Origin of the sequence: Pseudomonas sp. MPB26 (assembly GCF_046605355.1) — a bacterium.
Lineage (GTDB): Bacteria > Pseudomonadota > Gammaproteobacteria > Pseudomonadales > Pseudomonadaceae > Aquipseudomonas > Aquipseudomonas cedrina.
Genome location: NZ_CP176793.1, coordinates 5,501,013 through 5,526,410, shown reverse-complemented (window position 1 = coordinate 5,526,410; position 25,398 = coordinate 5,501,013). Strand labels below are relative to the sequence as shown.

The 25,398-nt window shown below is 53.5% G+C and carries 30 protein-coding genes and 3 pseudogenes; 26 read left to right on the top strand and 7 right to left on the bottom strand.

Annotated elements, in window-relative coordinates; all coding sequences use genetic code 11:
* The first annotated feature begins 24 nt into the window (after positions 1-24).
* The 3 genes from ACLH0H_RS25210 to ACLH0H_RS25200 all read left to right on the top strand — a co-directional run bounded on the left by ACLH0H_RS25210 (position 25) and on the right by ACLH0H_RS25200 (position 3,062).
* The gene (locus ACLH0H_RS25210; protein ID WP_003232737.1) at positions 25-465 is read left to right on the top strand and encodes a Rid family hydrolase; all 441 of its coding nucleotides are present in this window, start codon (positions 25-27) and stop codon (positions 463-465) included.
* A gap of 70 nt (positions 466-535) precedes the next feature.
* Positions 536-1,840 carry an NAD(P)/FAD-dependent oxidoreductase gene (locus tag ACLH0H_RS25205; RefSeq protein ID WP_411380119.1) on the top strand — a complete coding sequence of 435 codons (1,305 nt, stop codon included), beginning with the start codon at positions 536-538 and terminating at the stop codon, positions 1,838-1,840.
* Positions 1,841-2,063: 223 nt separating this feature from the next.
* Entirely contained in the window at positions 2,064-3,062 is a 999-nt protein-coding gene (locus tag ACLH0H_RS25200; RefSeq protein WP_411380118.1) for a LysR family transcriptional regulator, read from the top strand.
* Here the strand turns inward: ACLH0H_RS25200 and ACLH0H_RS25195 are convergent.
* Positions 3,046-3,678, bottom strand: coding sequence for a TetR/AcrR family transcriptional regulator (locus ACLH0H_RS25195; protein WP_411380117.1), 633 nt, complete (start codon positions 3,676-3,678; stop codon positions 3,046-3,048). The two genes, ACLH0H_RS25200 and ACLH0H_RS25195, sit on opposite strands and share 17 nt — an antisense overlap.
* A 383-nt stretch (positions 3,679-4,061) precedes the next feature.
* Between ACLH0H_RS25195 and ACLH0H_RS25190 the strand changes: the two genes are divergently transcribed.
* The 5 genes from ACLH0H_RS25190 (at position 4,062) to ACLH0H_RS25170 (ending at position 9,438) form a co-directional block, all read left to right on the top strand.
* Complete coding sequence (locus ACLH0H_RS25190) at positions 4,062-5,582, top strand: aldehyde dehydrogenase family protein (RefSeq protein ID WP_411380116.1); 1,521 nt, start codon at positions 4,062-4,064, stop codon at positions 5,580-5,582.
* A gap of 66 nt (positions 5,583-5,648) precedes the next feature.
* The gene (locus tag ACLH0H_RS25185) at positions 5,649-6,602 is read left to right on the top strand and encodes a PDR/VanB family oxidoreductase (protein WP_411380115.1); all 954 of its coding nucleotides are present in this window, start codon (positions 5,649-5,651) and stop codon (positions 6,600-6,602) included.
* Between the two features lie 260 nt (positions 6,603-6,862).
* Entirely contained in the window at positions 6,863-7,939 is a 1,077-nt protein-coding gene (locus tag ACLH0H_RS25180; RefSeq protein WP_411380114.1) for a catalase family peroxidase, read from the top strand.
* Positions 7,939-8,496 (top strand): cytochrome b, encoded by a 558-nt coding sequence (locus ACLH0H_RS25175; RefSeq protein ID WP_411380113.1) that lies wholly within the window; start codon positions 7,939-7,941, stop codon positions 8,494-8,496. The genes ACLH0H_RS25180 and ACLH0H_RS25175 overlap by 1 nt, the downstream gene beginning before the upstream one ends.
* On the top strand, positions 8,497-9,438 hold the full coding sequence (locus ACLH0H_RS25170) for a LysR family transcriptional regulator (protein WP_411380112.1): 942 nt from the start codon (positions 8,497-8,499) through the stop codon (positions 9,436-9,438). It begins immediately after the preceding gene.
* A 56-nt stretch (positions 9,439-9,494) separates the two neighbouring features.
* Here ACLH0H_RS25170 and ACLH0H_RS25165 read toward each other — a convergent pair whose 3' ends face one another.
* Entirely contained in the window at positions 9,495-10,022 is a 528-nt protein-coding gene (locus ACLH0H_RS25165) for a flavin reductase (protein ID WP_411380111.1), read from the bottom strand.
* A gap of 258 nt (positions 10,023-10,280) precedes the next feature.
* On the opposite strand from ACLH0H_RS25165, the gene ACLH0H_RS25160 reads away from it, so the two are divergent.
* From ACLH0H_RS25160 to ACLH0H_RS25125, 8 genes and pseudogenes are all read left to right on the top strand, one after another.
* On the top strand, positions 10,281-11,471 hold the full coding sequence (locus ACLH0H_RS25160) for an acyl-CoA dehydrogenase family protein (RefSeq protein WP_411380110.1): 1,191 nt from the start codon (positions 10,281-10,283) through the stop codon (positions 11,469-11,471).
* Between the two features lie 324 nt (positions 11,472-11,795).
* The gene (locus tag ACLH0H_RS25155; protein ID WP_411380109.1) at positions 11,796-13,421 is read left to right on the top strand and encodes a methyl-accepting chemotaxis protein; all 1,626 of its coding nucleotides are present in this window, start codon (positions 11,796-11,798) and stop codon (positions 13,419-13,421) included.
* Positions 13,422-13,706: 285 nt separating this feature from the next.
* A pseudogene (locus ACLH0H_RS25150) lies at positions 13,707-13,955 on the top strand (hypothetical protein); the annotation flags it as partial.
* Positions 13,956-14,028: 73 nt separating this feature from the next.
* Complete coding sequence (locus ACLH0H_RS25145; protein WP_411380108.1) at positions 14,029-15,249, top strand: multidrug effflux MFS transporter; 1,221 nt, start codon at positions 14,029-14,031, stop codon at positions 15,247-15,249.
* Between the two features lie 17 nt (positions 15,250-15,266).
* The gene (locus ACLH0H_RS25140) at positions 15,267-15,872 is read left to right on the top strand and encodes a TetR/AcrR family transcriptional regulator (RefSeq protein ID WP_411380107.1); all 606 of its coding nucleotides are present in this window, start codon (positions 15,267-15,269) and stop codon (positions 15,870-15,872) included.
* Positions 15,873-15,886: 14 nt separating this feature from the next.
* Positions 15,887-16,012: pseudogene (locus tag ACLH0H_RS25135) on the top strand (ArdC-like ssDNA-binding domain-containing protein); the annotation flags it as partial.
* A gap of 70 nt (positions 16,013-16,082) precedes the next feature.
* Positions 16,083-16,262: a hypothetical protein gene (locus tag ACLH0H_RS25130; protein WP_411380106.1), complete on the top strand. Its 180-nt coding sequence runs from the start codon at positions 16,083-16,085 to the stop codon at positions 16,260-16,262.
* A gap of 77 nt (positions 16,263-16,339) precedes the next feature.
* Positions 16,340-16,525 (top strand): hypothetical protein, encoded by a 186-nt coding sequence (locus ACLH0H_RS25125; RefSeq protein ID WP_411380105.1) that lies wholly within the window; start codon positions 16,340-16,342, stop codon positions 16,523-16,525.
* Positions 16,526-16,628: 103 nt separating this feature from the next.
* Here ACLH0H_RS25125 and ACLH0H_RS25120 read toward each other — a convergent pair whose 3' ends face one another.
* On the bottom strand, positions 16,629-16,847 hold the full coding sequence (locus tag ACLH0H_RS25120) for a hypothetical protein (RefSeq protein WP_411380104.1): 219 nt from the start codon (positions 16,845-16,847) through the stop codon (positions 16,629-16,631).
* Positions 16,848-17,024: 177 nt separating this feature from the next.
* On the opposite strand from ACLH0H_RS25120, the gene ACLH0H_RS25115 reads away from it, so the two are divergent.
* The 4 genes from ACLH0H_RS25115 to ACLH0H_RS25100 all read left to right on the top strand — a co-directional run bounded on the left by ACLH0H_RS25115 (position 17,025) and on the right by ACLH0H_RS25100 (position 19,075).
* Positions 17,025-17,183: a hypothetical protein gene (locus ACLH0H_RS25115; protein WP_411382493.1), complete on the top strand. Its 159-nt coding sequence runs from the start codon at positions 17,025-17,027 to the stop codon at positions 17,181-17,183.
* Positions 17,184-17,755: 572 nt separating this feature from the next.
* Positions 17,756-17,950, top strand: a complete 195-nt coding sequence (locus ACLH0H_RS25110; protein WP_411380103.1) for a hypothetical protein — start codon at positions 17,756-17,758, stop codon at positions 17,948-17,950.
* Between the two features lie 158 nt (positions 17,951-18,108).
* Complete coding sequence (locus tag ACLH0H_RS25105; RefSeq protein WP_411380102.1) at positions 18,109-18,420, top strand: hypothetical protein; 312 nt, start codon at positions 18,109-18,111, stop codon at positions 18,418-18,420.
* Positions 18,421-18,709: 289 nt separating this feature from the next.
* Positions 18,710-19,075 carry a hypothetical protein gene (locus tag ACLH0H_RS25100; protein WP_411380101.1) on the top strand — a complete coding sequence of 122 codons (366 nt, stop codon included), beginning with the start codon at positions 18,710-18,712 and terminating at the stop codon, positions 19,073-19,075.
* A 37-nt stretch (positions 19,076-19,112) separates the two neighbouring features.
* Here ACLH0H_RS25100 and ACLH0H_RS25095 read toward each other — a convergent pair whose 3' ends face one another.
* The gene (locus ACLH0H_RS25095) at positions 19,113-20,180 is read right to left on the bottom strand and encodes a putative phage abortive infection protein (RefSeq protein WP_411380100.1); all 1,068 of its coding nucleotides are present in this window, start codon (positions 20,178-20,180) and stop codon (positions 19,113-19,115) included.
* Between ACLH0H_RS25095 and ACLH0H_RS25090 the strand changes: the two are divergent.
* Together ACLH0H_RS25090 and ACLH0H_RS25085 are read left to right on the top strand one after the other, a co-directional pair.
* A pseudogene (locus ACLH0H_RS25090) lies at positions 20,179-21,164 on the top strand (DNA cytosine methyltransferase); the annotation flags it as partial. The gene ACLH0H_RS25095 and the pseudogene ACLH0H_RS25090 sit on opposite strands and share 2 nt — an antisense overlap.
* A gap of 137 nt (positions 21,165-21,301) precedes the next feature.
* Positions 21,302-21,712, top strand: coding sequence for a DUF1937 family protein (locus ACLH0H_RS25085; RefSeq protein ID WP_411380099.1), 411 nt, complete (start codon positions 21,302-21,304; stop codon positions 21,710-21,712).
* A gap of 48 nt (positions 21,713-21,760) precedes the next feature.
* Here the strand turns inward: ACLH0H_RS25085 and ACLH0H_RS25080 are convergent, their stop codons facing one another.
* Positions 21,761-22,165 carry a hypothetical protein gene (locus tag ACLH0H_RS25080; RefSeq protein ID WP_411380098.1) on the bottom strand — a complete coding sequence of 135 codons (405 nt, stop codon included), beginning with the start codon at positions 22,163-22,165 and terminating at the stop codon, positions 21,761-21,763.
* 261 nt (positions 22,166-22,426) lie between these two features.
* Between ACLH0H_RS25080 and ACLH0H_RS25075 the strand changes: the two genes are divergently transcribed.
* Together ACLH0H_RS25075 and ACLH0H_RS25070 are read left to right on the top strand one after the other, a co-directional pair.
* The gene (locus ACLH0H_RS25075) at positions 22,427-22,657 is read left to right on the top strand and encodes an HNH endonuclease (RefSeq protein WP_411380097.1); all 231 of its coding nucleotides are present in this window, start codon (positions 22,427-22,429) and stop codon (positions 22,655-22,657) included.
* A 128-nt stretch (positions 22,658-22,785) separates the two neighbouring features.
* Entirely contained in the window at positions 22,786-23,424 is a 639-nt protein-coding gene (locus tag ACLH0H_RS25070) for a hypothetical protein (protein ID WP_411380096.1), read from the top strand.
* Between the two features lie 43 nt (positions 23,425-23,467).
* Here ACLH0H_RS25070 and ACLH0H_RS25065 read toward each other — a convergent pair whose 3' ends face one another.
* A complete protein-coding gene (locus ACLH0H_RS25065; RefSeq protein WP_411380095.1) occupies positions 23,468-23,881 on the bottom strand; it encodes a TonB family protein in 414 nt (137 codons plus the stop codon).
* 511 nt (positions 23,882-24,392) lie between these two features.
* Between ACLH0H_RS25065 and ACLH0H_RS25060 the strand changes: the two genes are divergently transcribed.
* Complete coding sequence (locus ACLH0H_RS25060; protein ID WP_411380094.1) at positions 24,393-24,611, top strand: hypothetical protein; 219 nt, start codon at positions 24,393-24,395, stop codon at positions 24,609-24,611.
* A 2-nt stretch (positions 24,612-24,613) separates the two neighbouring features.
* The gene (locus ACLH0H_RS25055; protein WP_411380093.1) at positions 24,614-24,787 is read left to right on the top strand and encodes a DUF4224 domain-containing protein; all 174 of its coding nucleotides are present in this window, start codon (positions 24,614-24,616) and stop codon (positions 24,785-24,787) included.
* Between the two features lie 94 nt (positions 24,788-24,881).
* On the opposite strand, the gene ACLH0H_RS25050 is transcribed toward ACLH0H_RS25055, so the two are convergent.
* A complete protein-coding gene (locus ACLH0H_RS25050) occupies positions 24,882-25,397 on the bottom strand; it encodes a DUF2247 family protein (RefSeq protein WP_411380092.1) in 516 nt (171 codons plus the stop codon).
* Position 25,398: the final 1 nt, after the last annotated feature.

Genomic DNA, 25,398 nt, shown 5'->3' with positions numbered 1-25,398 from the left:
TTCATTGAATATCGGACACATCACATGAAAGAAGTTATCGACGTTATTAAAGTTAAAACCGGATCCAAGTTTGAGGAGCTGGGTAGCTATTCGCGCCTGATCGCCGTCGGCGATCTGATTTTCGTATCCAATACCGCCGGCCGCAATCCCGCCACAAAGGAAATGCCCGAAGACCCGGCTGAGCAGACCCTTCAAGTCTTGGCCAATATAGAACATGCCCTTTCGGCCGTTGACGCTTCGCTTGGCGATATCGTTGCCGCACGCGTGTTCATACCGTTTGCGAAGGACATAGATATCGTAATGGCCACCTACGCAGAAAAAATGCGAGGCATTAATCCAACGCTGACGCTGACCAGTCCTCCTCTGGGATCTGAGATATACAAAGTTGAAATTGAAGTCACCGCCTATCGCGGGGTCTCAAAGGCCAATGTCAAAGAAATCACGATTACTCATAACAATACGTGACACTTAGCAGCCTCAGGGCGTAGCGATTCAGTGCACTTCGATAACGTATACAGCATCAAGGATAAGAAACTTGGCCCCCTCTATCTCTCCCGTTCAGACTTCTGTCGTTCTTCCTGCCGCCACGACAGTGGTGGTGATCGGAGGGGGCATTATCGGACTCACTGCGGCATTGTCGCTGGCAGAACGTGGCATACCCGTCACAGTACTTGAAAAGGGCAGAATTGCTGGCGAACAATCCTCGCGAAATCTGGGGTGGATCAGGAAAATGGGCCGGGCCAAACTGGACCTCCCTCTTTCAATCGCTGCAGAAAAACTATGGGGCACCATGGCGCAACGGCTCAATGCAGATGTTGGCTACAGACAGACCGGTATTTTGTATACCGCCAGCTCAGCCTCGGAAATGGCTTCACATCAAGAGTGGTTGAACTCAGTCGCTGATGCCTCGCTCGACTCACGCCTGGTCACGGCGAGAGAAATCGCTGATCTTTCTCCAGGATGCACCGTCGATTGGGCAGGCGGAATTTATACAGCCTCTGATGGCCGAGCAGAGCCTACTCTTGCCAGCAGTGCCATCGCACGGGCGGCAATTGCAAAAGGCGTTATCATCGTGGAGAACTGCGCGGTGCGAACGCTATCCATGTCGGCAGGCAGAGTAAGCGGTGTTGTAACCGAGCGGGGGGAAGTGCGTTGCGATAACGTAATCCTTTCCGGCGGCATGTGGTCGAGACGCTTCCTGGCTACCTGCGGTGTTCCCCTCTTGACGCTACCGGTAGTCGCCTCAGTCCTTCGAACGGCTCCCCTGACGATAGAGGGAATGACCGAGGTCGCAGTAGGAACTCCAGATATCTCTTTTCGCAAACACCTGGACGGCGGATACGTCATTACGAACCGGGGAGCTTTCATGGTGCCGATCGTACCTGACAGCTTGCTGATCGGGCATCACTACTTTTCCACACTGCGTTCCCAATGGAAAAACATGAATCTTTCGCTGGGGCGAGAGTTCATGACAGAACTGGCCCTGTCGCGACGCAGTTCTGACCAAGGTACCTCTGCTTTCGAGCAGAGACGGACAATAGACCCAAACGTCAATCACGGACTGAATCGGGCTGCATTACGCAATCTCACTGAAGCTTGGCCCGCTTTTAAAAAAGCCACCATAGAGCTCGAATGGGCTGGCATGATCGATGTAACGCCGGACGGCCTCCCAGTGATATCCCCCGTGGATAAAATTCCGGGTTTGACGCTTGCTTCCGGATTCTCAGGGCATGGGTTTGGCACCTCTCCAGCAGCCGGACAACTGGTCGCAGATCTCGTCACTGGCGACACACCCATAGTTAATCCCGCACCGTATCACCTCAAGCGCCAGCACAGCTGATCAGGGGTACTCAGCAATCAAGAGTCTCATAGAACGTTAAACGTGCAATCTAGAACCGAGAATTTCAGCGCAGACAAAAACGCCTTCTTAGATCAAAAAGCTATAAAAATATTGTAGGTCACTGACCAAAAAAACTAGCCCGCGGTATTGCTTCCCAGCATTCACTAGCATAGATTCGTCAGCATAATAAAAAACCTGATGATGCGAACCGTGCGAGGCACCCATGATGAATTCCCAAACCGAGCTTCAAGATCAACGCTTCAAATATCTGTATTTGAGCTCCAGACTGGGAACCATGCGCGCGGCGGCCGAAGAGCTGGAACTCGCCGTCTCCTCCATCAGTCGCCAGATTGCAAAACTGGAGTCCGATCTCGGTATTCAGCTCATACAAGAAGGTACTCACAGGATCTGCCTGACCGCCGCTGGTCAGGCTGCAGTTGATTATTATGTTGAGCGTATGGGTCATCACAATCAACTTTTGAAAAAACTCGGCCAACTCAAAGAAGGATATTTAAATAGAACCAGCATTGCGGTGGGCGAAGGACTACTTAGTACTCAGGCCATAGGCGAGCTTTATCAATTTTTCAAAGCTAATCGACAATCGCACACTGAGCTTTTAATTGCGCCCTCTCACGAAGTTGAGCGAATGGTTGCTGAAGACGAAGCAGACATAGGATTGGTGTTTTCCCCCACCAAGACCGCCAACATCAATAGGCTCCATTCTTTCGACCAACCCATGAGAGCTATTGTCCATCCCGACCATCCGCTGGCGGGCAGATCGATACTCAGTCTTCAAGACTTGGCTGACGAAGATATTGTTCTCCCCCCGCCTGAGTACCGGATCAGAGGGATTATTGATCAGTTGCAAAGTGAAAGCAGCGCTCACTTCCAGCCTTACATTACTTCAAACTCACTGAAGATAATGTTGGACCTCACGCGCAATGGCATAGCCTCCACAATACTCAGTGACTTTCCCGTCATTGATGAGTTATGCAACGGCACATTAAAAGCTATTCCTATCGATTATCACGCCTTGAATGTAACACAAGTACAAATTATTTCGCGCCAATCCAGGAAGCTGTCCCCTCTTTCGCGTGATTTGGTGCATTACTTGGCAATGGCGATAAACGCACAGATTCGGCGCATTCGTGATTGCACCAGCAGAAATCCCAATAAGATTTTCTTGGTTCGGAAAAATGCCATAGCTACGGTAGTTGACTAGTCTCTTTTTCCTGAGAGATATTTTCCATGATTCTCCATATGATGGATTTAGCGTCTTGAACTATTCGCTCATAATTCTGCGCATCCGGCCAATCCACCATGTAAAGCACCATAATGCCATCGATGTGTAACAGCACCTGGGTTGCGACCCGTTTGATGGTCTCACGCGATGCGTCAGGGTAAACCTTGGTAAGGATTGTCGAAAATTTTCGCCTATTGACTCTGTACAGTTTACGCTGAAAAAGGCGCGCCTCTACATCCCGGAGTGCCATCCCCCAGAGCTCCACGAAGATAGCTGTAACATCCAGTCGCATGAGATCGCTAAACAAATAATCCAACACAGCACACATCTGTTGTTCGGGACTATTATAGGACTCCATCATTATGAGTTTATAATTTTTCAGATAGTCATTTACGGTATACCTGACCATCTCCAAAAATAGTTGATCTTTGGTCGGAAAAAAATATTGAAGATGGCTCAGCGACATATCGACTTTTTTAGCCACGCTTCTCATACTGAATCCAGCATTTCCCGAGTCGAGAAATACCATCCTTGCCTCGACCAAAATAGCCGTACGTTTCTCTTCAGTCTTTTGATTGTTTTTAGCAACCCTCATTAAGAATTTCCTTTTTACCTAAAAAATTCTAGAAATTATACAACACTCTTAATTCGCCTTAAAGCCCATACTTGCTTGTATTCCATACAGGCCAGATATACCGGTCCGGTTAGATGCACTACTTTTTTACCCGATATCGTCATCGTCTCAGCTTAGTGCAGTCGCGGCCCACGACCTAGGGCACGATCAGCAAAACCAATCCGCGCTACACGCAAGTGAGACATTGGACGCACCACCTGGATGATTCGCCTTTGTTGCAGCAAGGGCAACAATAGGTACCTCTGCTGTCATTGTCCAACTCTTGACGGTGCGGGATATTAATTTCCTTTATATTCCGCTAGTACGATAGCGGCCCCTGAAACAATAACAATGGGCATTCGATCATGACATTGGCAAATAACTACGAACACCTCACCGCTGGGGCTAAATCCAGGATCGGCAAACGTACCCAAATCTTCATTAATGGTGAGTTCAGGGACCCGCATTCAGGAAAATACTTTTCTATCGCCGATCCTAGTAACGGTCTTGAATTAGGTCAAATCGCACAGGCAGACCAATTTGACGTCGACCTGGCAGTGGCCGCTGCACGCAAGGCATTTGAAGACAGCGCCTGGTCCAGAATGAGACCTTATCAACGTGAAGCTTTGATGCTGCGGCTCGCTGATTTGATTGCGGAAAATGCTCAGGAGCTTTCTGAACTCGAGACGCTCAGCAGTGGCCGCCTTATTCGAAACACTCGCGCATTCGATGCGGACCTGTCGGTCTATACGCTGCGTTATATGGCCGGGTGGTCCACCAAAATCTCTGGAAAAACCCTGGATTTGTCCGTTCCTTACCTGCCGGATCAAAAATTCTTTGGTTTCACAAAACGATCGCCACTGGGTGTCGTCGCAGCAATTACCCCATGGAACGTGCCGCTTTGCCAAGCGGTCTGGAAATTGGCGCCTGTTCTTGCAACGGGGTGCACTGTTGTTCTCAAGCCCGCTGAGCAAACCCCGTTCACTACTTTGCGCCTGGCGGAGCTGTGTAATGAAGCTGGCATTCCACCTGGAGTTGTCAATGTCATTACCGGCCTAGGTCATGAAGTAGGTGCGGCGCTTGTTGAGCACCCTGGCGTGGACAAGATAAGTTTTACAGGCTCGACTGAGACAGGGAAACGAATCGCCGCAATAGCAGCGCCCCTGATGAAAAAATACACGCTTGAACTCGGCGGTAAGTCACCGGTAGTCATCGCCGAAGATGCCGATTTGAACATCGCTATTCCCGGCGCTGCCTGGGCTATTTTCGGCAATCATGGTCAAAACTGCTGCGCAGGTTCTCGGCTGTACGTCCACGAACGCCACTACGCCGAAGTCACTGCGGGAGTCGCTGAAATCGCACGGACCATCAAAATTGGCCCGGGTCTGGATTTAAGTTCCCAGATGGGTCCACTCGTTCATCACGCCCACCGCGACAAGGTGATGAGCATGATCCACCAGGGCCTTGAGTCCGGTGCAGAATTACTGTGTGGGGGCGAAACGATCAACAGCCCTGGCGCTTATATTCAGCCTACCATTTTGACCGACCTTACAAACAACAGCGTCACATCCCAAAAGGAGATTTTTGGGCCGGTGCTAACAGCCTTTTCCTTCAAGGAGGACCGTGAGGTTATCCAGCGCGCCAATGCGACCTCATTTGGTTTGGGGGCCAGTATCTGGACCAAAAACGTTGATCGGATCACGAGCTTCTTCGGCGGCGTGAAGGCAGGCACTATCTGGATCAATAACCACAATGTGCTGGATCTCAGCCTCCCCTTCGGCGGCATGAAGGATTCAGGCGCAGGTCATGAATTGGGTGAAGAAGGCTTACTCGCTCACACGTCACTCAAGGCCGGTGTTATGCGTGTTTTTGATCAGGCTGAATGAAGATTGGCGAGCTTTTTTAAACCATCAATATGAATTGTCTTCCCGCGTGCGTACAGGTATTACCCGATGAATGAACTCCTAAACGTAGTCGTGCTTAAACGAGTGCTGCAAGGTGATGATGTGGTCGTCATCGAGCTGGCGCGGGCAGACCGCGGCAATTTACCGACCTTTGAGGCCGGTGCCCATATTGATGTGCACCTACCCTCAAATGTGATCCGCCAATATTCGTTGTGCGGCGATCCCGCTGACGCAGGCATTTATCGCCTTGGGGTATTGAGAGATCCTCAATCCAGGGGTGGGTCCATTGCAGTCCATCAGGAATTGCTTGAAGGCGTAAGGGTAAACATAAGCCTGCCTCGTAACCATTTCCCGCTGGACTTGAATGCCGAACGTTCAATCCTGCTCGGAGGGGGTATAGGCATCACACCGATGCTGGCCATGGCCTATGCACTCGAAGCCAGGGGCAAGGCGTTTGAAATGCATTATTGCGCACGCTCACGTAGCCGAAGTGCGTTTCTTGAAGAGTTGGAGCTCTCCAGATTTTCCCAAGCCGTCCAGCTGCACTTCGACGATGAACCTGAAAGCAAACTGGACCTCAAACGCGTATTAGGAGGCAGCCAGGAGACGGCTCACATCTATACATGTGGACCGGGAGGTTTTATGAAGTGGGTTATCAATAATGCTCTCGAACTCGGCTACCCTGATGCACGCATTCACCGCGAATACTTTCAGGCCGACATTGATACCAATGGGTCTGGTTTTGAGGTTGTGGCGGCGCGCAGCGGTAAAACCGTCAATGTCATGACCGGGCAGACCATTTATCAAGCACTGGCTGAAGTAGGTATAGATATCGAAATATCCTGCGAGCAGGGTGTTTGTGGCACATGCCTCTGTGATGTTTTAGAGGGTGAACCAGACCATCGCGATGTGTATCTCACTGCTGATGAAAAAGCGGCGAACGATACGATATTGGTTTGCTGTTCACGATCAAAATCTCCACGATTGGTGCTGGACATATAACGTCAAAAGCGGTGCATCGCCGGCGTCATTTGCCTTGGGCGTCCTCAGCAATTTAATGACACACAGGCTATGGCGCAGGGCTTGTCATGCGTTGCCGCTCAAGCAAACCCATTGAGCCCACCGGGATTTTTTCCTGCCGTATCGGCGGTTCAAATCCCTCTGTCTTACACATGACTACTGCTTTGCGCCGGTTAGTGTTGGCGCTATCCATTCGGCAGTTTCAATCCAGCGCTGCCTGACAATGTGCAGCTGAGAATTTTATGCTTAAGAATAACCTTCAGGGTTTATGGAAATATCGAGTGCCGTTGTTGGGCATATTCAGTATCGCGACTGCTCTTGTGCTGGTTTTTGCCTGGGCAGGAGGATTCTTAGGCACCGGCGTTACCACAAAAGCGTTTCTGGGTGACTCCCTGGATAATTTTCCACCAGGCTATCGACGGGCCCACGGTAAGGGTATGTGTTTCAGTGGGACTTTTCATGCGAGCGGCGCGGCCGTCCCTCTGTCGACCTCACGTATTTTTCTACCGGCCAACATCCCCGCCATCGGGCGTTTTTCAATCGGCACCGTGGACCCGCATGCGGCGGACAATTCGACGGCGACCGTCAGTATGGCACTCATGCTGGTAGGCGACGATAAGTCACAGTGGCGAATGAAGCTCAACAACGAACCCTACTTCGCGACTCGGGATGCCGAAGGTTTCCTGGCGCAGGTCGAAGCCTTCGAACCGGTGGCTGCCACTGGACAACCAGCCCCGGACAAGGTGGCCGCGTTTTTTCAAAAATATCCAGAGGCTCGCAAGTCTGTAGAGCGAGAGGCGAACGCGACTTGGCCGGCCAGTTTTGCAGGCACCGAATATAATTCCATCAACGCCTTCGTACTTATTGCAGCGGATGGAAAACGTCAACCCGTGCGCTGGTCCATGCGCCCCCATGCGGCGGTAGAGATGTTGAGCAAAGAGGCTCATGCGCAAGCCAGTCATGACTTCCTGTTTGATGAAATAACTCAGCGTGTGGGTGTAGCACCCTTGTACTGGGATCTGGTATTCCAACTGGCCGAGGCAGGAGATCCGGTGAACGACCCTTCTCAACCATGGCCGAGCAACCGCAAGGAGGTAATCGCTGGGACGTTAGAGGTCAACCAGGTGGTAGAGCAAACTCATGGGGCATGTCGTGACATTAACTTTGACCCGACGCTTGTACCTTCAGGAATAGCACTTTCAGACGATCCGGTGCTTGCAGCCCGTGCGGGTATTTACTCCCAGTCCTATAACGCCCGATTACGAGAAATCGGTTTTGGTAAAGCCACTGACGCGGTTGGCAAAAAGGAAATCAAATAATGCATACCCAGCAGAAGCACACCGGTGTGCAAAGTTTCAACTTCGCGGCACGGCTTCTCCACTGGTTCATGGCTGTCCTTATCCTGGCTATGCTATTTATAGGTGTAGGCATGATGTCTTCTCTGAGCCTGCGTCCCTGGCTCATTGATCTTCATAGGCCTCTGGGAATCGCCATTCTTCTTTTGGCTATCCTGCGTCTAGGCAATCGGCTTTTAAGCGCCACCCCGCCATTGCCTGCCAGCGTACCGTACTGGCAGGCAATGGCGGCGCATGTTTCGCATCTATTGCTCTACTTGCTGATGCTCTGCCTGCCACTGCTCGGTTGGGCGACGCTCTCTGCCGGAAATTGGCCTGTCACCATGTTCGCGGGCTGGACCCTTCCACCCATTGCTCCTGTCAGCTCCGCGCTTTACGCTTGGTTTCGGGCCGCACATGGGTTATTCGCCTGGGTTCTGTTTCTGCTCGTGTTAGGACATCTTTGCGCAGCGCTGATACATGCCTGGATATACCGCGACGGCGTCTTTTCCAGCATCACGCGTAAGGCTCGTGGTAAATAAATGACGCACATCAACATGGCCACGATCGATCTGAATCTTCTCAGGACTTTTGTGGCTATTTGGGAACACCGCAGCCTGACAATCGCGGCCGAACGCCTACACCTCAGCCAGCCCGCCGTCAGTCACGCACTGCGTCGACTACGCGATGTGTTTGACGATCCGCTGTTCGTACGAACAGCAACGTCGATGGAGCCGACTGACGCAGCTATCCGCCTGCACGGACCCATTGAACATGCGCTGACTATTATTCAAAGCGCATTAATGATGTTTTCGAACTTTGAACCGAAAACAGCGGATCGTACTTTTCGCATCTCCATGTCGGATATGTCGCAACTTTATGTGCTACCGACGGTGATGGAAGTGCTAGCGCGCGAGGCGCCGAAAGTACGTCTGGATGTGCGTCAAATGCCTATAGAGCAACTGGCTATGGCATTGCGCAAAGGTGATGTAGATATCGCGATAGGCTATCTGGTAGAACTTGGTGAAGAGTGCATCCACGAAAACCTGCTAGACGACGAATTCATTTGTCTGTTGCGCGACGGCCATCCTTTTCAGGAGGATGAATTGAGCGTTCAGGACATACTCGCCCTGCGCTATGTTGACGTTTCGAGCAATATTACCGGCCATGGCCTAACCGCCGATGCAGCATTTGGAAAGGCCGGCATTGCGCGCGAAATCGCTCTGAAAGTGCCTAACTTCACGATTGCCCCGAAAATCGTTGCCAACACTGACCTGGCATTGATTCTGCCACGTGCCATTGCTATGCAGCTAAACCGCGACCAGCGCTATCGACTGCTGAGCCTGCCTATCGGATTGCCAGCCATCTCGGTTGGACTTTATTACCATAGCCGTTTCCTATCGGATGCCGGGATAACCTGGCTGCGCGGGTTAATCATTAGTCTGTTTGCCTCCGGCAGCCATACTGGAGTTCATATCAAATGAGGCGTGCGGGCATTATTTATAAACCCTGTCACCCGCGAATAGGGAAATGCAATTATTCAGGACGCCGGAGTCTGCACGTTGACGGCTGCAGCCCGCCCCAGACGGTGAAAGTTTCTCCCAAAGTAAATCAGGCTCTCCCCCTCTTCACGGACCTGAATTTGGTTAATTTCGACAAATAATACCGAGTGCGATCCGACTTCCTTGATATCTACTATGTTCCCTTCGAGGCTTGCTAGGGCGTCGTTCAACACCGGTAGGCCCGAGGAGCCTGTCCGCCAATCCTGGTCGGCAAAACGTTCAGCAGGCGGCAGGTCGGTCATACCAGCAAACTGTCGCGCAATACCCTCCAGATCACCGGTCAGTATATTTACGCATAACGCCCTGTTGCTCAGCAGCGCCTCATGAATTGAACTGTTACGGTTGATGCAAACCAATAATGTTGGGGGCGTATCAGTGACCGAGCAGACCGCACTCGCAGTTAATCCGAAGCGACCATGGGGGCCATCAGTAGTAATGATATTCACCGCCGCAGACAACAATGACAGCGCTTGCCGAAAATGTTGTTTTGATTGATCGCTAACCATACCTTCACCTTGTAATTATTGACTTGGTGAATCCATGTTGAGACGGATTGTTCATCCGGTCAAATTCGCTTTACTCATACGCACTATTGACAGCAGGAATAGCCATCACCCTTAAACGCCTTCCCCTTTAGAGGCGCATGGCACGACAGCTAATTCCCACAGATTATTTAGCCTATTCATATTCCGAATTTGATTTCTTCTTATCAGCCCACGCATTCTGAACGTGTATGCAATCACCCTAGCCAGAGAACAATAAACATGAACAGCAAAAACAATTTCGATGATCGTGACACACGTAAAGGCGCTCCAATCAGCATCAAGGCGATTTCCTTGGATGATGTGATTGCGGAGATTGCCGAGCGTCGCAGCGAGTTTAACCAACGCGCCCATGTCCCTTTAGACATGATCGAAAAAATGAAAGCAGTCGGTATCTTCCGTGCCAGTACTCCCAAATGTTTCGGTGGCGATGCGCTGGCTCCAGCCGAGTTCCTGCGCATTGTAGAGCGGGTATCCGAAGCCGACGGCTCGGTCGGTTGGGTGACCGCGTTCGGCTCAGCCAACATCTACCTGGCGGCACTCCCCCCGGCAACCCAAGCGTTGATTTATGCCAACGGGCCAGACCAGGTCTATGCTGGCGGCCTTTACCCTCTACAACCCGCCAAAGAGACTGAACATGGCTGGGAAGTCAGCGGGCACTGGCGGTTTGCTAGTGGGTGCAAAGGTGCCAATTGGATTGGTGTGGGCATCGGTGGCACATCGGCCAACGGTGGAGGACCGACGGCAGGCAAACCGCTGACCGCTGTGTTCCCCGCAAGCGAAGTGCAGATCGTCGACAACTGGAATGTTGTCGGAATGCAAGGGACGGGAAGCCATGACCTCAAATTGCACCAAAAGAACATCCAACGCGAGTGGACTTTCGTGCGTGGCAGTGCCTCCACAATTGACGAGCCCCTCTATCATTACCCGTCCGTTTCCTACCAGGCGCAAGTTCACGCCGCTGTTAACCTTGGGCTGGCACGCGCAGCACTGGACTTGGTGATCGCAATGTCGGGCAGCACCAAGACTGTCACCGGTGCCCCGCGCTTGGGTGATCGCGCTTATTACCGCAGCGAACTGGGTAAGGCAGAGGCGATGCTGCGAAGCGCCCAGGCGTTTTTCTACGAATCCGCCGAGGCTGTATGGGCCTCGCTCATCGCCGGTAATCCGGTGACCCTGCAGCAGATTAACTTATTGCGCCTCAGCGCCACCCATGCCGCTCATACCGGAGCGGACGTAGTCATGAAGGCTTATCGATTGGCTGGGACTGCAGCCATCTTCAATGACAATCGTCTGCAATGGATCGTACGCGACTCCATGGTAGTGACGCAGCATGCTTTCCTCGGCGAAGCGACTTACGACGGCGCTGGCGCGGTGTTCGCTGGCATCGAACCGAACATGCCCTATCCTTGAGCACCACTATGAACAGCAGCGTCTGCCACGCTGCCGCAGCCTCTAGAGCTGATTCTGTAAGGGAAATATGCAAACTTGTTAGCGAGTCCCTACCAACTGAACGAAAATCGCGTCCAGGTCGTTTGAGTTGAAGATTGTCGCAATCGGGCTGCATCGAGCCAACATCAGTCGATGTATGCAAATTAGTGAGTGGGCAGTATCAGTTTTAATATGCGGCACACAGCTGTTTTCGCTCAAGTGTGTCATCAAGCGACCGATAAAAACTTATGCGCTGGGCCATCCGCCGCTGCTTGCGGGGAGCACATTCCACGCTCTAGGAAAACCATGACAATAAGAACAATGAACATTGCTCCGCGCGCATTTCTGGGGTTCTCCCTGATAGGCGCGCTCATGCTGATTCTCGGCCTCTTCGCCCTGTCTCAGATGAGCAAGATCCGAGCAGCTGGCGACGACATTGCGATAAATGGCGTCCCTAGCTTTCAGACCCTGAATGCTCTCACGGTGACGGGCGTCCGCATGCGGGTTTTGTCGCATCGGCTGTTGACTGATCGCGAACCGAATATTCAGAACAGGACCATCGAATTACTTGCGGAACAAAACCAACAACTTAACAAGTCGCAGGCAGCATACGCCAAACTGATTTCATCTCCTGTAGAGCAATCCGACTACAACGACTATATGCGGTTGATGAATGAATATCGGAAGATTGAAACGCGCCTTGTTGCTCTCAGTCGGGCTGGCGATCTGCAGGAGCTAACGCGCGTGCTGAATGCCGAGTCTGCGGCTAACGCTGAGCAGATAAACGTAGCGTTGGGTAAGCTTACTGACTTCAATAACGCCCAGCTGGCTATCATCAATCAATCCGCTGCTGACCAGTACAGCTCTGCGTTCAACTGGGTTGTCGGCCTCCTGATTATTGCCTCGCTGCTGACCGTGCTATTTGCCTGGCTGCTGACAAAGAGCATCACCCAACCGATAGCGTTGGCACTTGAAGCGGCTGAAACCATCGCCGAAGGTAATCTGACCCGACCAATACAGGTTGATGGCACTGACGAAGCGGGCCGGTTGCTGCTAGCCATGCAAAAAATGCAGGAGAAACTGCGCGATACCTTAATGCGTATTTCCGGATCCGCAACACAACTGGCTTCCGCTGCCGAGGAGCTGAACGCAGTTACCGATGAAAGCGCCCGTGGCCTTGCGCAGCAGGACAACGAAATAGAACAAGCCGCGACTGCAGTCAACGAAATGACCAGCGCCGTCGAAGAAGTGGCGCGTAACGCAGTGAGCACTTCAGAGGCGTCAAAAAACGCGACGGCGTCAGCAGGCGATGGCCGGGATCTGGTTCACGAAACCGTCAACGCTATCGAACGCATGAGCGGGGATGTGCAAAGCACCGCCGATCTGATTGGTAATCTTGCGGAAGAGTCCCGCGACATCGGCAAGGTTCTGGACGTGATTCGTGGCTTGGCGGATCAGACCAACCTGCTGGCGCTGAACGCAGCTATCGAAGCGGCCCGGGCCGGTGAAGCCGGTCGCGGCTTTGCGGTTGTCGCCGATGAAGTACGCGCTTTGGCCCATCGCACCCAACAGTCCACCAGCGAAATTGAACGCATGGTCGGCAGCATTCAAGGCGGCACCCAAAAAGCGGTCAGTTCAATGCGTAACAGCACTGACCGTGCTGAATCTACCCTGAACATCGCGAAAGGCGCAGGCTTGGCGCTGGAAACCATCAACACCGCAGTGATCGAGATCAACGAGCGTAACCTGGTCATCGCCGCCGCTGCGGAAGAACAGGCTGCAGTCGCCCGTGAAGTGGACCGCAACTTGGTCAACATCCGGGACCTGTCGACGCAATCTTCCAACGGTGCCGCCCAGACCAGCGCCGCCAGCGGCGAGTTGACCCGCCTGGCGGTTGACCTGAACAGCATGGTGTCGAGGTTTCGCTTGTAAGGGGTATCTGATGCCATCTGTTGGAGCGAGGCTTGCCCGCGCGTGCGATGAAGAGGTCTGCCTGATATACCAAGGAGCCTAGTTCGCAGGCAAGTCTGGCTCTCACAGAGCTCAATTTGAACCCTGATTCCGCCCACAAAGTTACGGCCATTGGCGCTAAGTGTCCCATTGGCGTGTGAGCCAACCGTGGCGCTGGATAACGACGCCAGATGGGCCTCTGTGTTGCCTCCAAATTGCACCGACTACAACGAGATTGCCCCCCTCTCCGCTCCCATCGCTGGTGCGGAAGGTGACGGCGTCTGTCGATACCTCCAGCGCTCCAGGCTCGAACGCAGCGTGATCGATTTGGCCAACCCGTTTCTGCGCACTGAGTCGCTTACCTCGATCGCTTAAAAATGATGTTTCACAGATTCCGCTCATTTCAGCCGCTTCTTGAAAAAACACTTTGAACTGAAGACTAAAACACTTTCGTGCGCATGCCTTGCGCGGAGCGCTGGCAGGTGCTCCCTGGCCACTAAGAAAATAACGGCTTGACCTTGCCTCTCGGTTCTCGTTAACTTCACGCCACCATCCTACCTTCCGGTAGGAAGCCAATCATGGGTTTGTTATGGAAAAGAGTCATTTCGGCAATCCTTCACTGAAGTTTGCCATTGCCTTGGGCGCCATCGCCGCACTGGGGCCCTCAGCCGTCGATATGTATTTGCCAAGCCTGCCCGAAATGGCGGTTGATTATTCGACCAGTGTTGCCAGCATTCAGCTGACGCTCACGGTCTTTTTGCTGGCAATGGGGCTTGGGCAATTGCTGTTCGGGCCGGCAGTCGACGCCTTGGGCCGTCGACGTCCACTGATAGCAGGCTTGTTGCTGTTCAGTTTGAGTGCGCTGGCTGCAGGAGCGGCACCAACCCTTGAGTGGCTGCTCGTGGCACGATTTGCCCAAGGGATAGGCAGTGCTTTGACGTTGGTAGTCATCATGAGCATGGTGCGTGACGTCACTCAGGGCGTTCAGGCAGCAAAACTTTTTGGCCTGCTGCTGACCATTCAAGGTGTTGCTCCCATCATCGCCCCGGGGTTGGGTGGTTACATTGAGGCGCATTTCGGATGGCGAGCCGTCATGCTGGTACTGGCTGTTCTTGGTGCGCTGGTGGCGGTTAACTCGATAGCTGTTTTGCCTGAAACGTTATCCGTGCAAAAGCGTGAGCCATTGAATATGAGAGGGGCAATCCGCACGTATGTGCGTATCGCAAAAGATAGCCGTTTTCTACGGCCCACCTTAGCGCTGTCATCCGTGTTCTTTTTTCTCTTTGCCTATGTAGGCGGCGCTACATTTGTTTATCAGAATGAATACGGACTGCCTGCTGCCCAGTTCGGTACGCTGTTTGGCGCAACCGGCATCGCGATTCTTATAGGGGCCGTCGTGGCTACCAGACTGGTGGGCAAGTACGGTTTGGCCCGCATGGCAACGGCTGGAGCTTTTTGCATCTTTGCAGGTTCTGTCATGGCCTACGGCGCAGCAGTATCTGGTTCTAGTTTGTACTGGCTGGCCGCCGGTGTCGCGATAGCACTGCTTGGATTGGGGATTGCAGAAACCTCACTGATGACGCTGGTGATGTCTTCGCAAACCACTGCCCTGGGTTCAACGGCTGCATTGCTCGGCGCGTTTCAGCTTGGCATCTCGGCCTTCGCCACACCTTTGACCGGTTGGGCGAGCAGCCATGGCGCCATTGCCTGGTGCGCATTCCTGATAGTCTGCGCCATTATAGTGGGTGCTCTGACTTGGGTCAGCGTGCGCGAAGGCAGGGCCGAGCACATCACCGCGTTAAATCACTGAATTAAAAGGTCATCCCGATGAAAGTGCTGAGCCCTTCGGCAAGCAGAATCTGTGATATCGCTCTGGTGCATTTCGCTGAACGGGGATACGACGCTTCGTCGCTCAATGAAATCGCTGTCGTGGCGGGTATGCGCAAGCCCTCGTTATACGCGCACTTCAAGAGCAAGGATGATCTGTTCAACGCCGTGCTGAATCTGGCGCTGGCGACGGAGAGGCACTATATCGAAGAGATGTTTGCACGCGTCCCGGCGAATGATGACGAGCCCGGCAAGCTGTACACGGACAATCTTTCAAACCGCTACGAGTCTTCCGCTGCTCTGCGTTTCCTGCTGCGCACGGCATTCTTTCCGCCTTCGGAATTAAAGGCATCGGTTACAGTTGGCTTTGAAGCCTATCTGGACCGCCTGCGTGAACGCTTTGGCGCAAGCCTTGAGAACAGGTATCCAGCATTGTCGGCGAACGAGATTTCAATGTTTCAGGATGCTTATATCGCGGTTATCGACAGCCTTCATGTCGAGTTGATTTACTGTAGTGAAGGCACCTACTGTCGGCGTCTTACCGCTTTGTGGCGCATTCTTGGTGATTCGCTGTCTCTGGCTGTGGGGAAGGTGGCGCATGAGTAACTCATCCATGCAAACAGCGTCCCTATTCGGGCATCAATTTACCGTTGCTCTGGGCCGAGGCCAGGTTGCAGGGGTTCACTCAAGATCGTTGGTTGACCTTCAATCAAGCCAAAAAAGCCGGTGGGCACATCCGTAGCGGGTCACGGCGGAAAGCATCACTGAGCAGCCTTCTCGCGAGGGCTGCTTGGGATGACAACCGAGGGCATAGCGATGAGCAATTCAGTTTTTGAAGCAAGCGACGAGGTGGTCAACGAGGCGGCCGCATCCTGCGCCAGGCTGCTGGAAAAATGGTTCGGCGGCGTGGATGAGGCAATTGCCGCGCTCGAAGCCGATCAGGCCGACATGGCAGTCCTTGCGCTGCGCGGCACATCAAGCAGCGCCGGGCGATGACGGTCAGCGCACACATGAACATTAACGTCTTCTCCCATGAGGTCCCCGGGCAGGTTGCGTGAAGCCCAGGCAATACGATGAACGAGGTCATTCATATCACCCTGCGCGGGGAGCTGCAGGTATTTGCCGATGAAAGCCTAGCCGTCTGCATCTGCGAGGCAAACAGGCTCAACGCCGAGTGTGGCTACACCAGCGGCGTTCGTGCTGTTGAGTGCGAAGACGGCCATCGAATGACAGCGGCCGATTGCAAGGCTGCTGCATGACGGACCTTTTCACTGATGCCCACCCAGAGCGATGGGCACGGGGAAGGCAACCGGAGAAACGAAAATGCCCAGGCCATCCTTCGGCTCTGCCGGGCTCGTAAATTTAAAGCCCTCCAAGCTCATCTTCTTCGATCGCCCCTACTCGAAGTTCGCGCACACCGGCTCCCGACCAAAACCGAATTACCGCCCCCTTCCCGGCTGTCAGGGTCTGGACCTGCGCAATAAGTTCGGCCTGGTTGCCGGCGCGCATGATGGACTTATAGCCGTGGGCTTTGTACAAAACCCAAGCGCCATCCTCATTTTCAATACGGAAAACATCCATCGGATTTCCACCCCTGGGTTTATCTGTCGAAACCCAAAAACGACTTCCTGTTCCCACAATCCGCTGAGCGGCGGAACACCTCTACCCGTCAGCACTCACCCCGCGCCCATCGGCAAACAGCGGGAGGCATGAGTGTTGACGAATACAGGTGAACAACCCGCCACTTTGGAGGCGACCATGAGTGCAGTACTGAAATTATGCCAAGAGCGTTACGACGCTCAGTTGCCTCCAGAGGTCAGCGAGGCGGACCCAGAAAGGGAGTGGCTGGAGCACTCGGCGGAACAGTTGGTGTGCGGTGTCGATATCAAGTGGAAGCGCCGCCACGGCCAGCCGTAGGCCTGGATCAGCGTGATTCGCTCGCCCGATTGTTCCTGTCGTCTCACCCTGACTCCACGGAGCTAGCTGAGACGTTGGTCGAAGGGCTTGTGGTACGCCGGTTTACGAACGGCGTTTAACTGCTGAAGAGTTTCGCCACTACAGCGCTTGGTTATTGAGAGCCAGTCGGAAGCAACTGGCTCGATTAGATCGGTCGGCAGCAGCTTTACGTTGAGCGGCTCTCGTTACGATTATGTTGTTTTTTAACTCCCTTCCCTGTTTTGCGCTCGTATTGATTGTGAATAAACCAAACGACTAGGAGTAGGGCTGCCAAACCGAAAACGAACAGCAGCAGCTCTATTGCGGGACCTTCGTGTGAAAACATTTTTCGTTCCTCATCCTGAAGTAGCGTGACCTTAAAACAGTCACCACCGAAATTATTCGTAACATTTCATACATTTTCAGGGTAGTCGCCAAATTAGGAGGCGGCAACCCCGAAAGCCTCAAAACCATTGATCTAGACACGTCACTCGTCGAGAAACCCTCACACGCTTCACGAGAGGCAGCTCAGATTTCCTCCTATGGAGACGGTAATGACCACTGCACCGGTTAAGTCACTTGTTGACGAGCAGCTCGACGACATCGAGCGCCGCATCGCTATCTTGGGCTTCGGCCTTTCCTTCAACGAGCTGATAGGTCGAAAGCGTGAAGACCTGGTGCGGGATCTGTCGCAGCGCCTGGAACCAACAATGAAGGGCGGCAGGATTGCTGTGAGGGTCCGGCCGTGACTATCCGCCAGCGCACCCGACGCATGCTCATCTGGCGCGGCGCCTTCCCTGTCCTCGCCCTCTTTACGTTCCTGATGCTGCTCAGCGCCCTCGCTGATCGAATCACTCAATAACCAACACCTCATAGCGCCCCGCAAGGATGGCGCGGGAGTATCGCCATGCTCGCAGCAATTGCAGATCGCATCCGTTCCAAGTCCTACGAACTTCCCCTGTCCCGCGATTACGTCCGCCACTGGGGTCTGAAAGAGGCCCTCCGGGAGCTCGTGCAGAACGCGCTGGATAGCGAGTCGCCTTTCGAATACGCCTTCGCCGACGGCCAACTGTTCATCACCAGCCGCTTTGCAAGCCTGGAAGCCAGCACTCTGGTGTTGGGTAGTACGTCAAAGGCCGACCGCGCCGACGCCATCGGTAGCTTTGGCGAAGGCTACAAATCGCTTTGCTGGTGCTTACCCGGAACGGCTACGACGTGAAGGTTTGGAACGGCAACAAACAGTGGGTTCCGGAGTTCCGGCATAGCGACCAGTTCGACGCGGAAGTGTTGTGCATCAATGAGACGCCGGCGCACCGGTAAAATCAGGGCGTTGAGTGCATTGTCTCGGGGCTCACCGAGGAGGACGAAACGGAAATCCGCAGCATTTGCCTGCGCATGCAGCCGCCAATGAGCCACGTCATCGGCACCAAGTACGGACACATCCTGCCCTCCCGACCGGGGAAGCTCTACGTCGGCACGCTATTCGGGTGCGACACAGACCTGAGCTGATGCGCTGGCATGAGATAGAAGAAGTCAGTGAGGCGGTGCAACTTCTGGTGATCAACGCCAAGGCCGAGGATCTGCCGCCGGCGCCGCCGAAGATCAAAGGGCCGTCCGACATCATCCGTCACTACTTCCGTCAGGGAATGCGCGACCGGCTGGCGGCGCTCACCGCTGAACTTGGCGAGACGAAAGACCGTTCAACCATCTGGCGACTGATCGCGCATGCCCACTCGCTCGGTCGTGAAGCGTCTGCCCCGATGCTTGTAATTAAGCGCCACGGAATCGACATACCGCAAAACGTGGCGCGAAAATTACGGCAAGCAGGCTTTGCCGAATCGATCCAAATGAACGATGAAGAAGACCGTGAATGACAGGTAACACTGTTAGTTACTAAACAACCAATCAGGCTCAGCCTTGCCCATCGGTATCGTCGAGATACCTCGATCGTATTAGACTGACAACGTCTACCATTTCCATATCTTCATAATCGGCGTAGGCAAGCTTATTAAATAGGTTAGAAATATCTCTATTACCCCCAATCACTGACGGCTCTAATGTTTTCAACATAGAATATTTCTCTACGTAAAACTTCAGACCATCACCCTGAGTCGCCAAGCAATTTAGAAAAAGGCATGCAACCTCGCTACTACTCAATTGCGCCCTCAACATATTGGCATAGTTCCTCTGAGACCGATATGAACGTAACGCACGCCTAACTTCCATTCCAGCCAGTGATTTTTTTGACGAGCCGAAAGAAGCGCTGCCGAAGGCATCAACATACTTCAGTATCTGATAAATATTCCTGTAATAATGTCCTACCGAGCCTACATACGCATCAAGAAACCCTTGAGAACTATCTCTAACTCTCTCTATCTGACTTTCAACTGGCACAAGAGAATGGGGAACAAGATCCAACTTCCCTATATAATAATTTGATAGATACCTAAACGCATCTTCGCCCTCGTACACCCTAGCGTTAGGGCCATACCCTAATTTTATTCTCATATTCCTTGAAAGAGAGGAGTGCATATCAAGCAACCTAAAAAAAACTGATTCAAAGTTTTGCTGCTTAAAAATAGCGCTCTGCTTGTTTTGTATATCCTGAACTTCTCTAGCATCTTCGCGGGCGAGAGAGAGCTCCTCCCTCTGCAGAGACAGATTATAAAGCACTGCAATAAGAGCACAGAAGCTCAGCAATGGATTTAATATTCCACCGATAAAATCACCAAGCTGCCCCCAATATTGAGCCGTCTCAGGGTGCTTAATTGATATCCACCACAAGTCCAAACCAAATTGAAAGTGTGCAATAACTAACGCAGCTACAAGTGCAGAAATCACTAACGCCAATAACCCAAGAAGATAGATGTAATTCCTGCGCATCCAATCCCATCGGTCCAGCTTCCTTGCCCTTGTTGAAAATCGCATCGTGTTTACCATTGAGATAAATGAACAACTATACCGGCGAGGAGCCATCATGCCCATCACTTACGGAAGCGTGTGCAGCGGCATCGAAGCTGCGACACAAGCCTGGCACCCCCTGTGCATGAAGGCCGCCTGGTTCGCCGAAATCGAGCCGTTTCCCTCGTCGGTTTTGGCGCACCACTACCCCGACGTGCCGAACCACGGCGACATGACCAAGCTGACCGCGCTGGTGCTAACCGGCAAGATACTGGCGCCGGACGTGCTGGTCGGCGGCACGCCATGCCAGGCCTTCTCGGTTGCCGGTATGCGCGAAGGCCTCACCGACCCGCGCGGCGCCCTCACCATCAAATACGTGGAGCTTGCAGATGCAGTTGACTATGTTCGCGCCGGCCAGCGAAAGCCCGCCAGCGTCATCGTCTGGGAGAACGTCCCCGGCGTACGCCCTTCGCATGCTTTCTTGGCGCGCTTGCTGGGGAAGACTGCGAGCTGCAGCCTCCAGGGAAAAAATGGCAGGACGCTGGTTGTGTGTATGGACCCAAAAGAACAATCGCGTGGCGAGTCCTGGACGCCCAATATTTCGGCCTGGCCCAACGACGCCGTCGTGTGTTCGTTGTCGCAAGTGCGACAGACGGGCTCGATCCCACCGAGGTACTTTTTGAGCGCTAAGGCGTGCGCCGGGATACTGCGCCGAGCCGAGGCGAGGGGCAAGACGCTACCGGAACAGCTCCTTTCGGCCCTGCGCTCCAGTGCGGATGCGGATATGTCTTTGCCGAATCCTTAGGCCGGTACGGGTGTCCGAACTGCGAAGGTGACGAGGGGCCGGCGGTCGATATGTTCGGTGGCATCCCGGCATTCGGCAGGCATAGCCTGGGTGGCTCGATCGAACGATCGGCAACACTCACCGCCAAGGACAGCCGGCTCGACATCGAAAGCGAGACATATTTCATTCATCCTGAGGTCGCTGGAACGCTAACCAGCCACGCATTCAGTGGTGGTGCCGGTGGCCGGCCAGAGGGCGCAGCGGCCGGGCACTTCATAGAGTCCCGGCTTGGTTGATAGCCAAAGCTTGGCGTCACGACACTTTTGAAAACAGTCGTGAAACTTGTGCGGCGCCTTCTTACAACTTTCCCCCTTGACATCACTTCTGGTCGTGACGCGGCCATTGAGGACTCCCCATGCCTACAAAACAGAAAATCCCTGTCGTCTACGTGGCCCGCCCTTACCGCGCCGCAACCCGTGACCTGATCGCAGAGAACATCGCTACGGCCAGGTCCGTCGCGGTTGCCACCGCCCGCCTGGGCTGGTTCCCGCTCTGCCCGCACACCAACACCGCGCACTTCGATGACGATCTGCCAGGCCAAGACGAGTTCTCCCTCGAAGGCACCCTGTCGCTGATGGAGCGGTGCGATGCAGTTGTCCTGATCAACGGCTGGCGATACAGCGCTGGCACCCTGGGCGAGGTGCACCGCGCCCGCGAGCTGGGCATACCGATCTTTGCCTGCCTGGAAGATTTACCCACTGCCGAAGAGTTCGCCGGCATGACGGTTGTGAATGCCCATGATCTGGTAACGAGGGAGGCTGTATGAGCAATCGTCGCAGAAATCATCAATATGCAACGAAGTCATGAAAACCTTTCAAACGGAAACCATGTATCTAATTAACGTATCGCCATACCCCCAGACTAAAGACCCCATTAATGCTACTACCATTGCGGAGGACCGCGCCCTGTAGATTTTCTTCAGAAAAGAATCAACAATTTCTTGCGTATGAGTGCGGAAGTCTTCAATAGGCTCTGGTGTCAAACGAACAGCGGAATCAGCAAGCGTAATACATACCAGCGAAAATATGGCAGTTATGCAGCCTGTGCGCTGAAACCAAAGGGCAGGATGTTCAAAGGCGGGGCGAAAATGATCAAAAGACATCAAAGGAGCTAACGTCGCAATTAGCAGAAGGAGATAGCAAGCCCATAGGCACATTCTGGCTTTCATCCAGCTCGCCACCACAACGCCAGCTCTTAAATCCTTCGCACTATTATCCATTATGCCCGCCCCGTAAAAATGGAAACTATACCCAAGAGTCAGCTCTACGCCCACATAAAACCTATAACCCGGGTCGCGTCACATTAAGTCTTCTGGCGTCAATGAGGGTGAGTCTGCGCTCGTAGACAAACAAGTTCCGATCTCACCCTCACGTACGGCAACGGGGAACCGGATCTCGATGGGGGGGTACATCCGTACTCCACGCGCAAAACCTGTAACCCCTCCCCTTCAAAGTCAGCCGCTATAGCGGCAAGGAGACCTATGCGCCTGAAGAAAGCTGAGCGCAAGCAAGTACGCCTGAAGTACGGCGGGCACTGCGCCTACTGCGGTGTGCTGCTGGGTGATCGGTGGCACGCCGATCACCCAGAGCCAGTGATCAGGGTCAGTGATGAGCGCGTGGCCGAGCAGGCCAAGGATCACAACCTCGACAACATGATGCCGGCCTGTGCGCCCTGCAACATTAGCAAGGGCCGGCAGACACTGGAGGGCTGACGGGCCTGGATCTCCGGGCACATTAACTCCCTCAACAGCTACCACCCCGTCTACCGCCTGGCTAAGTCCTACGGGCTGATCGCCGAGACCGGCGCACCGGTGGTATTCCACTTCGAAAAGGTGACCCCATGACCGCAATCAAAGAACGCCCTATCCTGTTCTCGGCGCCGATGGTGCGCGCCATCTTGGAAGGCCGGAAGACGGTCACGCGACGGGCGATCAAAGTTCAGCCGCACATCGATGCCAGCGGCAATTTCTGCGTAGGCAACTCCAACTACGGCCAGGACGGCTACGGCAAACCTGTAACCAAGCACTTCGTCAACGGCTGCTGCCCCTATGGCAAGCCAGGCGACCGGCTGTGGGTGCGCGAGACATTCGGCCTGCAGGTCCGACATTACGGCGGTGGCACCGGCGAACACATCGTTTATCGCGCCACCAACCCTGACGCCATTTACTGCAAGTCGGCAGAGGGCCAGGAATACCCAGTTAAATGGAAGCCAGGCATCCACATGCCACGGCACTCCAGCCGCATCCTGCTGGAGATCACCGACGTGCGCGTCGAGCGGTTGCAGGACATCAGCCGTGCCGACATCCGAGCTGAGGGCCTGCAATGCCCACCCGAAATGGCAAGCGATGAGGTTTCACCCAATTACCGAGACTGGTTTGCAATCGCCTGGCAGGAGCTATGGGAAAAAATCAACGGCGCTGGCAGCTGGAGCGCCAACCCGTGGGTCTGGGTGGTCGAGTTCAAGCGGGTGGCGCCATGATCCCCACTAGCCACCCTTCATAGACCGGAATGTCGCCCCAGCCCTACTCCGCACTGCTTGAATGGCCGCCCTGGGATACGGGGCATATAGCCGGATCCAAGCAATATATAAATGGAGCGACTATTTGGATTTCGCCGTCCTTAAGCACTGAAGGTGGCGGTGCAGGTACGGGTGATGCTGCCGAAATCAATGCCTGTACAGCGGGAACGAAGAGTTCCGACCCAGAACAGCTGATGATTTTCTGACGTAAGACGTTACCTTTGGCGTCGACGAAGAATTCGACTCTAACCATGCCCCCTGCCCCTTGAAGTCGAGCCTGCTCGGGGTAGTACTTGTACGAGGACAAATGAGTGAACAGCTGTTGCTCCCACAAGCGCTGCTTTGCCAGTTGTTGAGGACTTGGGCCACTAACGCAAGCACTAAGCAGTAAAACAATCACTATCCAGCCGTACTTCATGAACGCATTTCCCTTGACGTATTCATTTGCAAAAGAGGCTTGAGGCAAGCGTTGCGCGATGCCCTATCTCAGGATTGAGGCTACTCGAAAATGTCCGCTGTAAACGGGTAGACCCTAACGCCTTACAATCTCGCGCTTCTTTTAAAAACTCTTCTCATTAAACCATAAAGTTCCTGCCGCTGAGCGGTGGGCGAGGTATTCCTGCATGACTGAAAATCAATTTCCCTATGAGGCGTGGGTGCTGACCGCAGGCTTCGCGCCAAAGAAAGTCGAGATCGTTGGATCTAAAGCCCGGACGGCTGGATGCGAGCGCAAAGCCGGAAGACCTACCACCAGGTAGATCTGTCCCCCCAAGGAGAAAGCCATTGAGGCCGGTTGGCGCCGGCTGGATGAGTAGTGAAGTGCGCTTCAGAAGCGAGCAGCCGCCGTCGTCAAGAAGAAGGCAATGCCCACGAAGCATTCAGCCAAGCCCTAACCCACCTTCTGCCGCCCAGCGCGGCAAGGACACCCCATGTTCGCTATGAAACTCACCCTGATACTGCTGGGCGCTTTGCTGTACCTGGTCGGAACACTCTGCTGGCTCTTCTGGGCCGGGCCCGAATTGCTGTCCACCGGCACCACCGAGGCACTGATCTACGCCCTCTTCGGTACCTGCGCCTGGCTGCTGATCTCCTTTGGCCTAGCAATCCGCATCATCAAGAAAGCGCGGACCACAGCGGGCGGGAGGTAGGTATGGAAATTCATTTTCTGTCGCATGAGGAAGTTTGCACACTCACAGGCGCAAAAACGAAAGCCGACCAGATGCAAGTGCTAAAGCGGAACGGGATTCGGCACACCATTAAGCGCAGCGGCTGGCCTTGCGTCATCGCTAACGCCCTAAAAACGGGGTCTGCACCCGATTTCTAGCACACTCAAGTGCTCCCATCACAACATTTTGAATCTCCTCACGCCCCCCTTTTTTAATGAAGTCTACTTCCTACCATTATAGATGTGCCAACAATTATGACTTCTTAGCCACACCACCCAAACCGCCACTCAAAAAAGCCCCCCAGTTCAAGTACAACCTCTCCATATTCTTCTCGACACTATGCGCTCTGGGGTCATAATCACACTGCGACGGCATATAACGAACAAAACTTTCAATTTCAGCCGGATAATCAAAGTCAGCATAAACAAGTTCAACAAGGCCAAGTGCATCTTCAATTTTCCGCCTGTTTTCAAACAACCACTTCAGTGCAACATACATCCACTTTTTTTTCGAGCAAACAACCTCCTCCGTAACCTCAGCGCTTGAAAGTTGACGTATCTTTTCTTTGATCGCCCAGACCTGAACTTTATCCAAAAGCACCAGCTCTGTTTCCAACTCGTTCATGGAACCTCTCGTCAAATTTACATCTGCAACCTTTTGCGCAAAATCACAGTTGATGATTCCTTTCTCAACCCCCCAGAGAACGTCTCTCCAATTTAGATCAATATTCTCCATGACAAACTTATAAGTAACATCGGGAAAGTACATA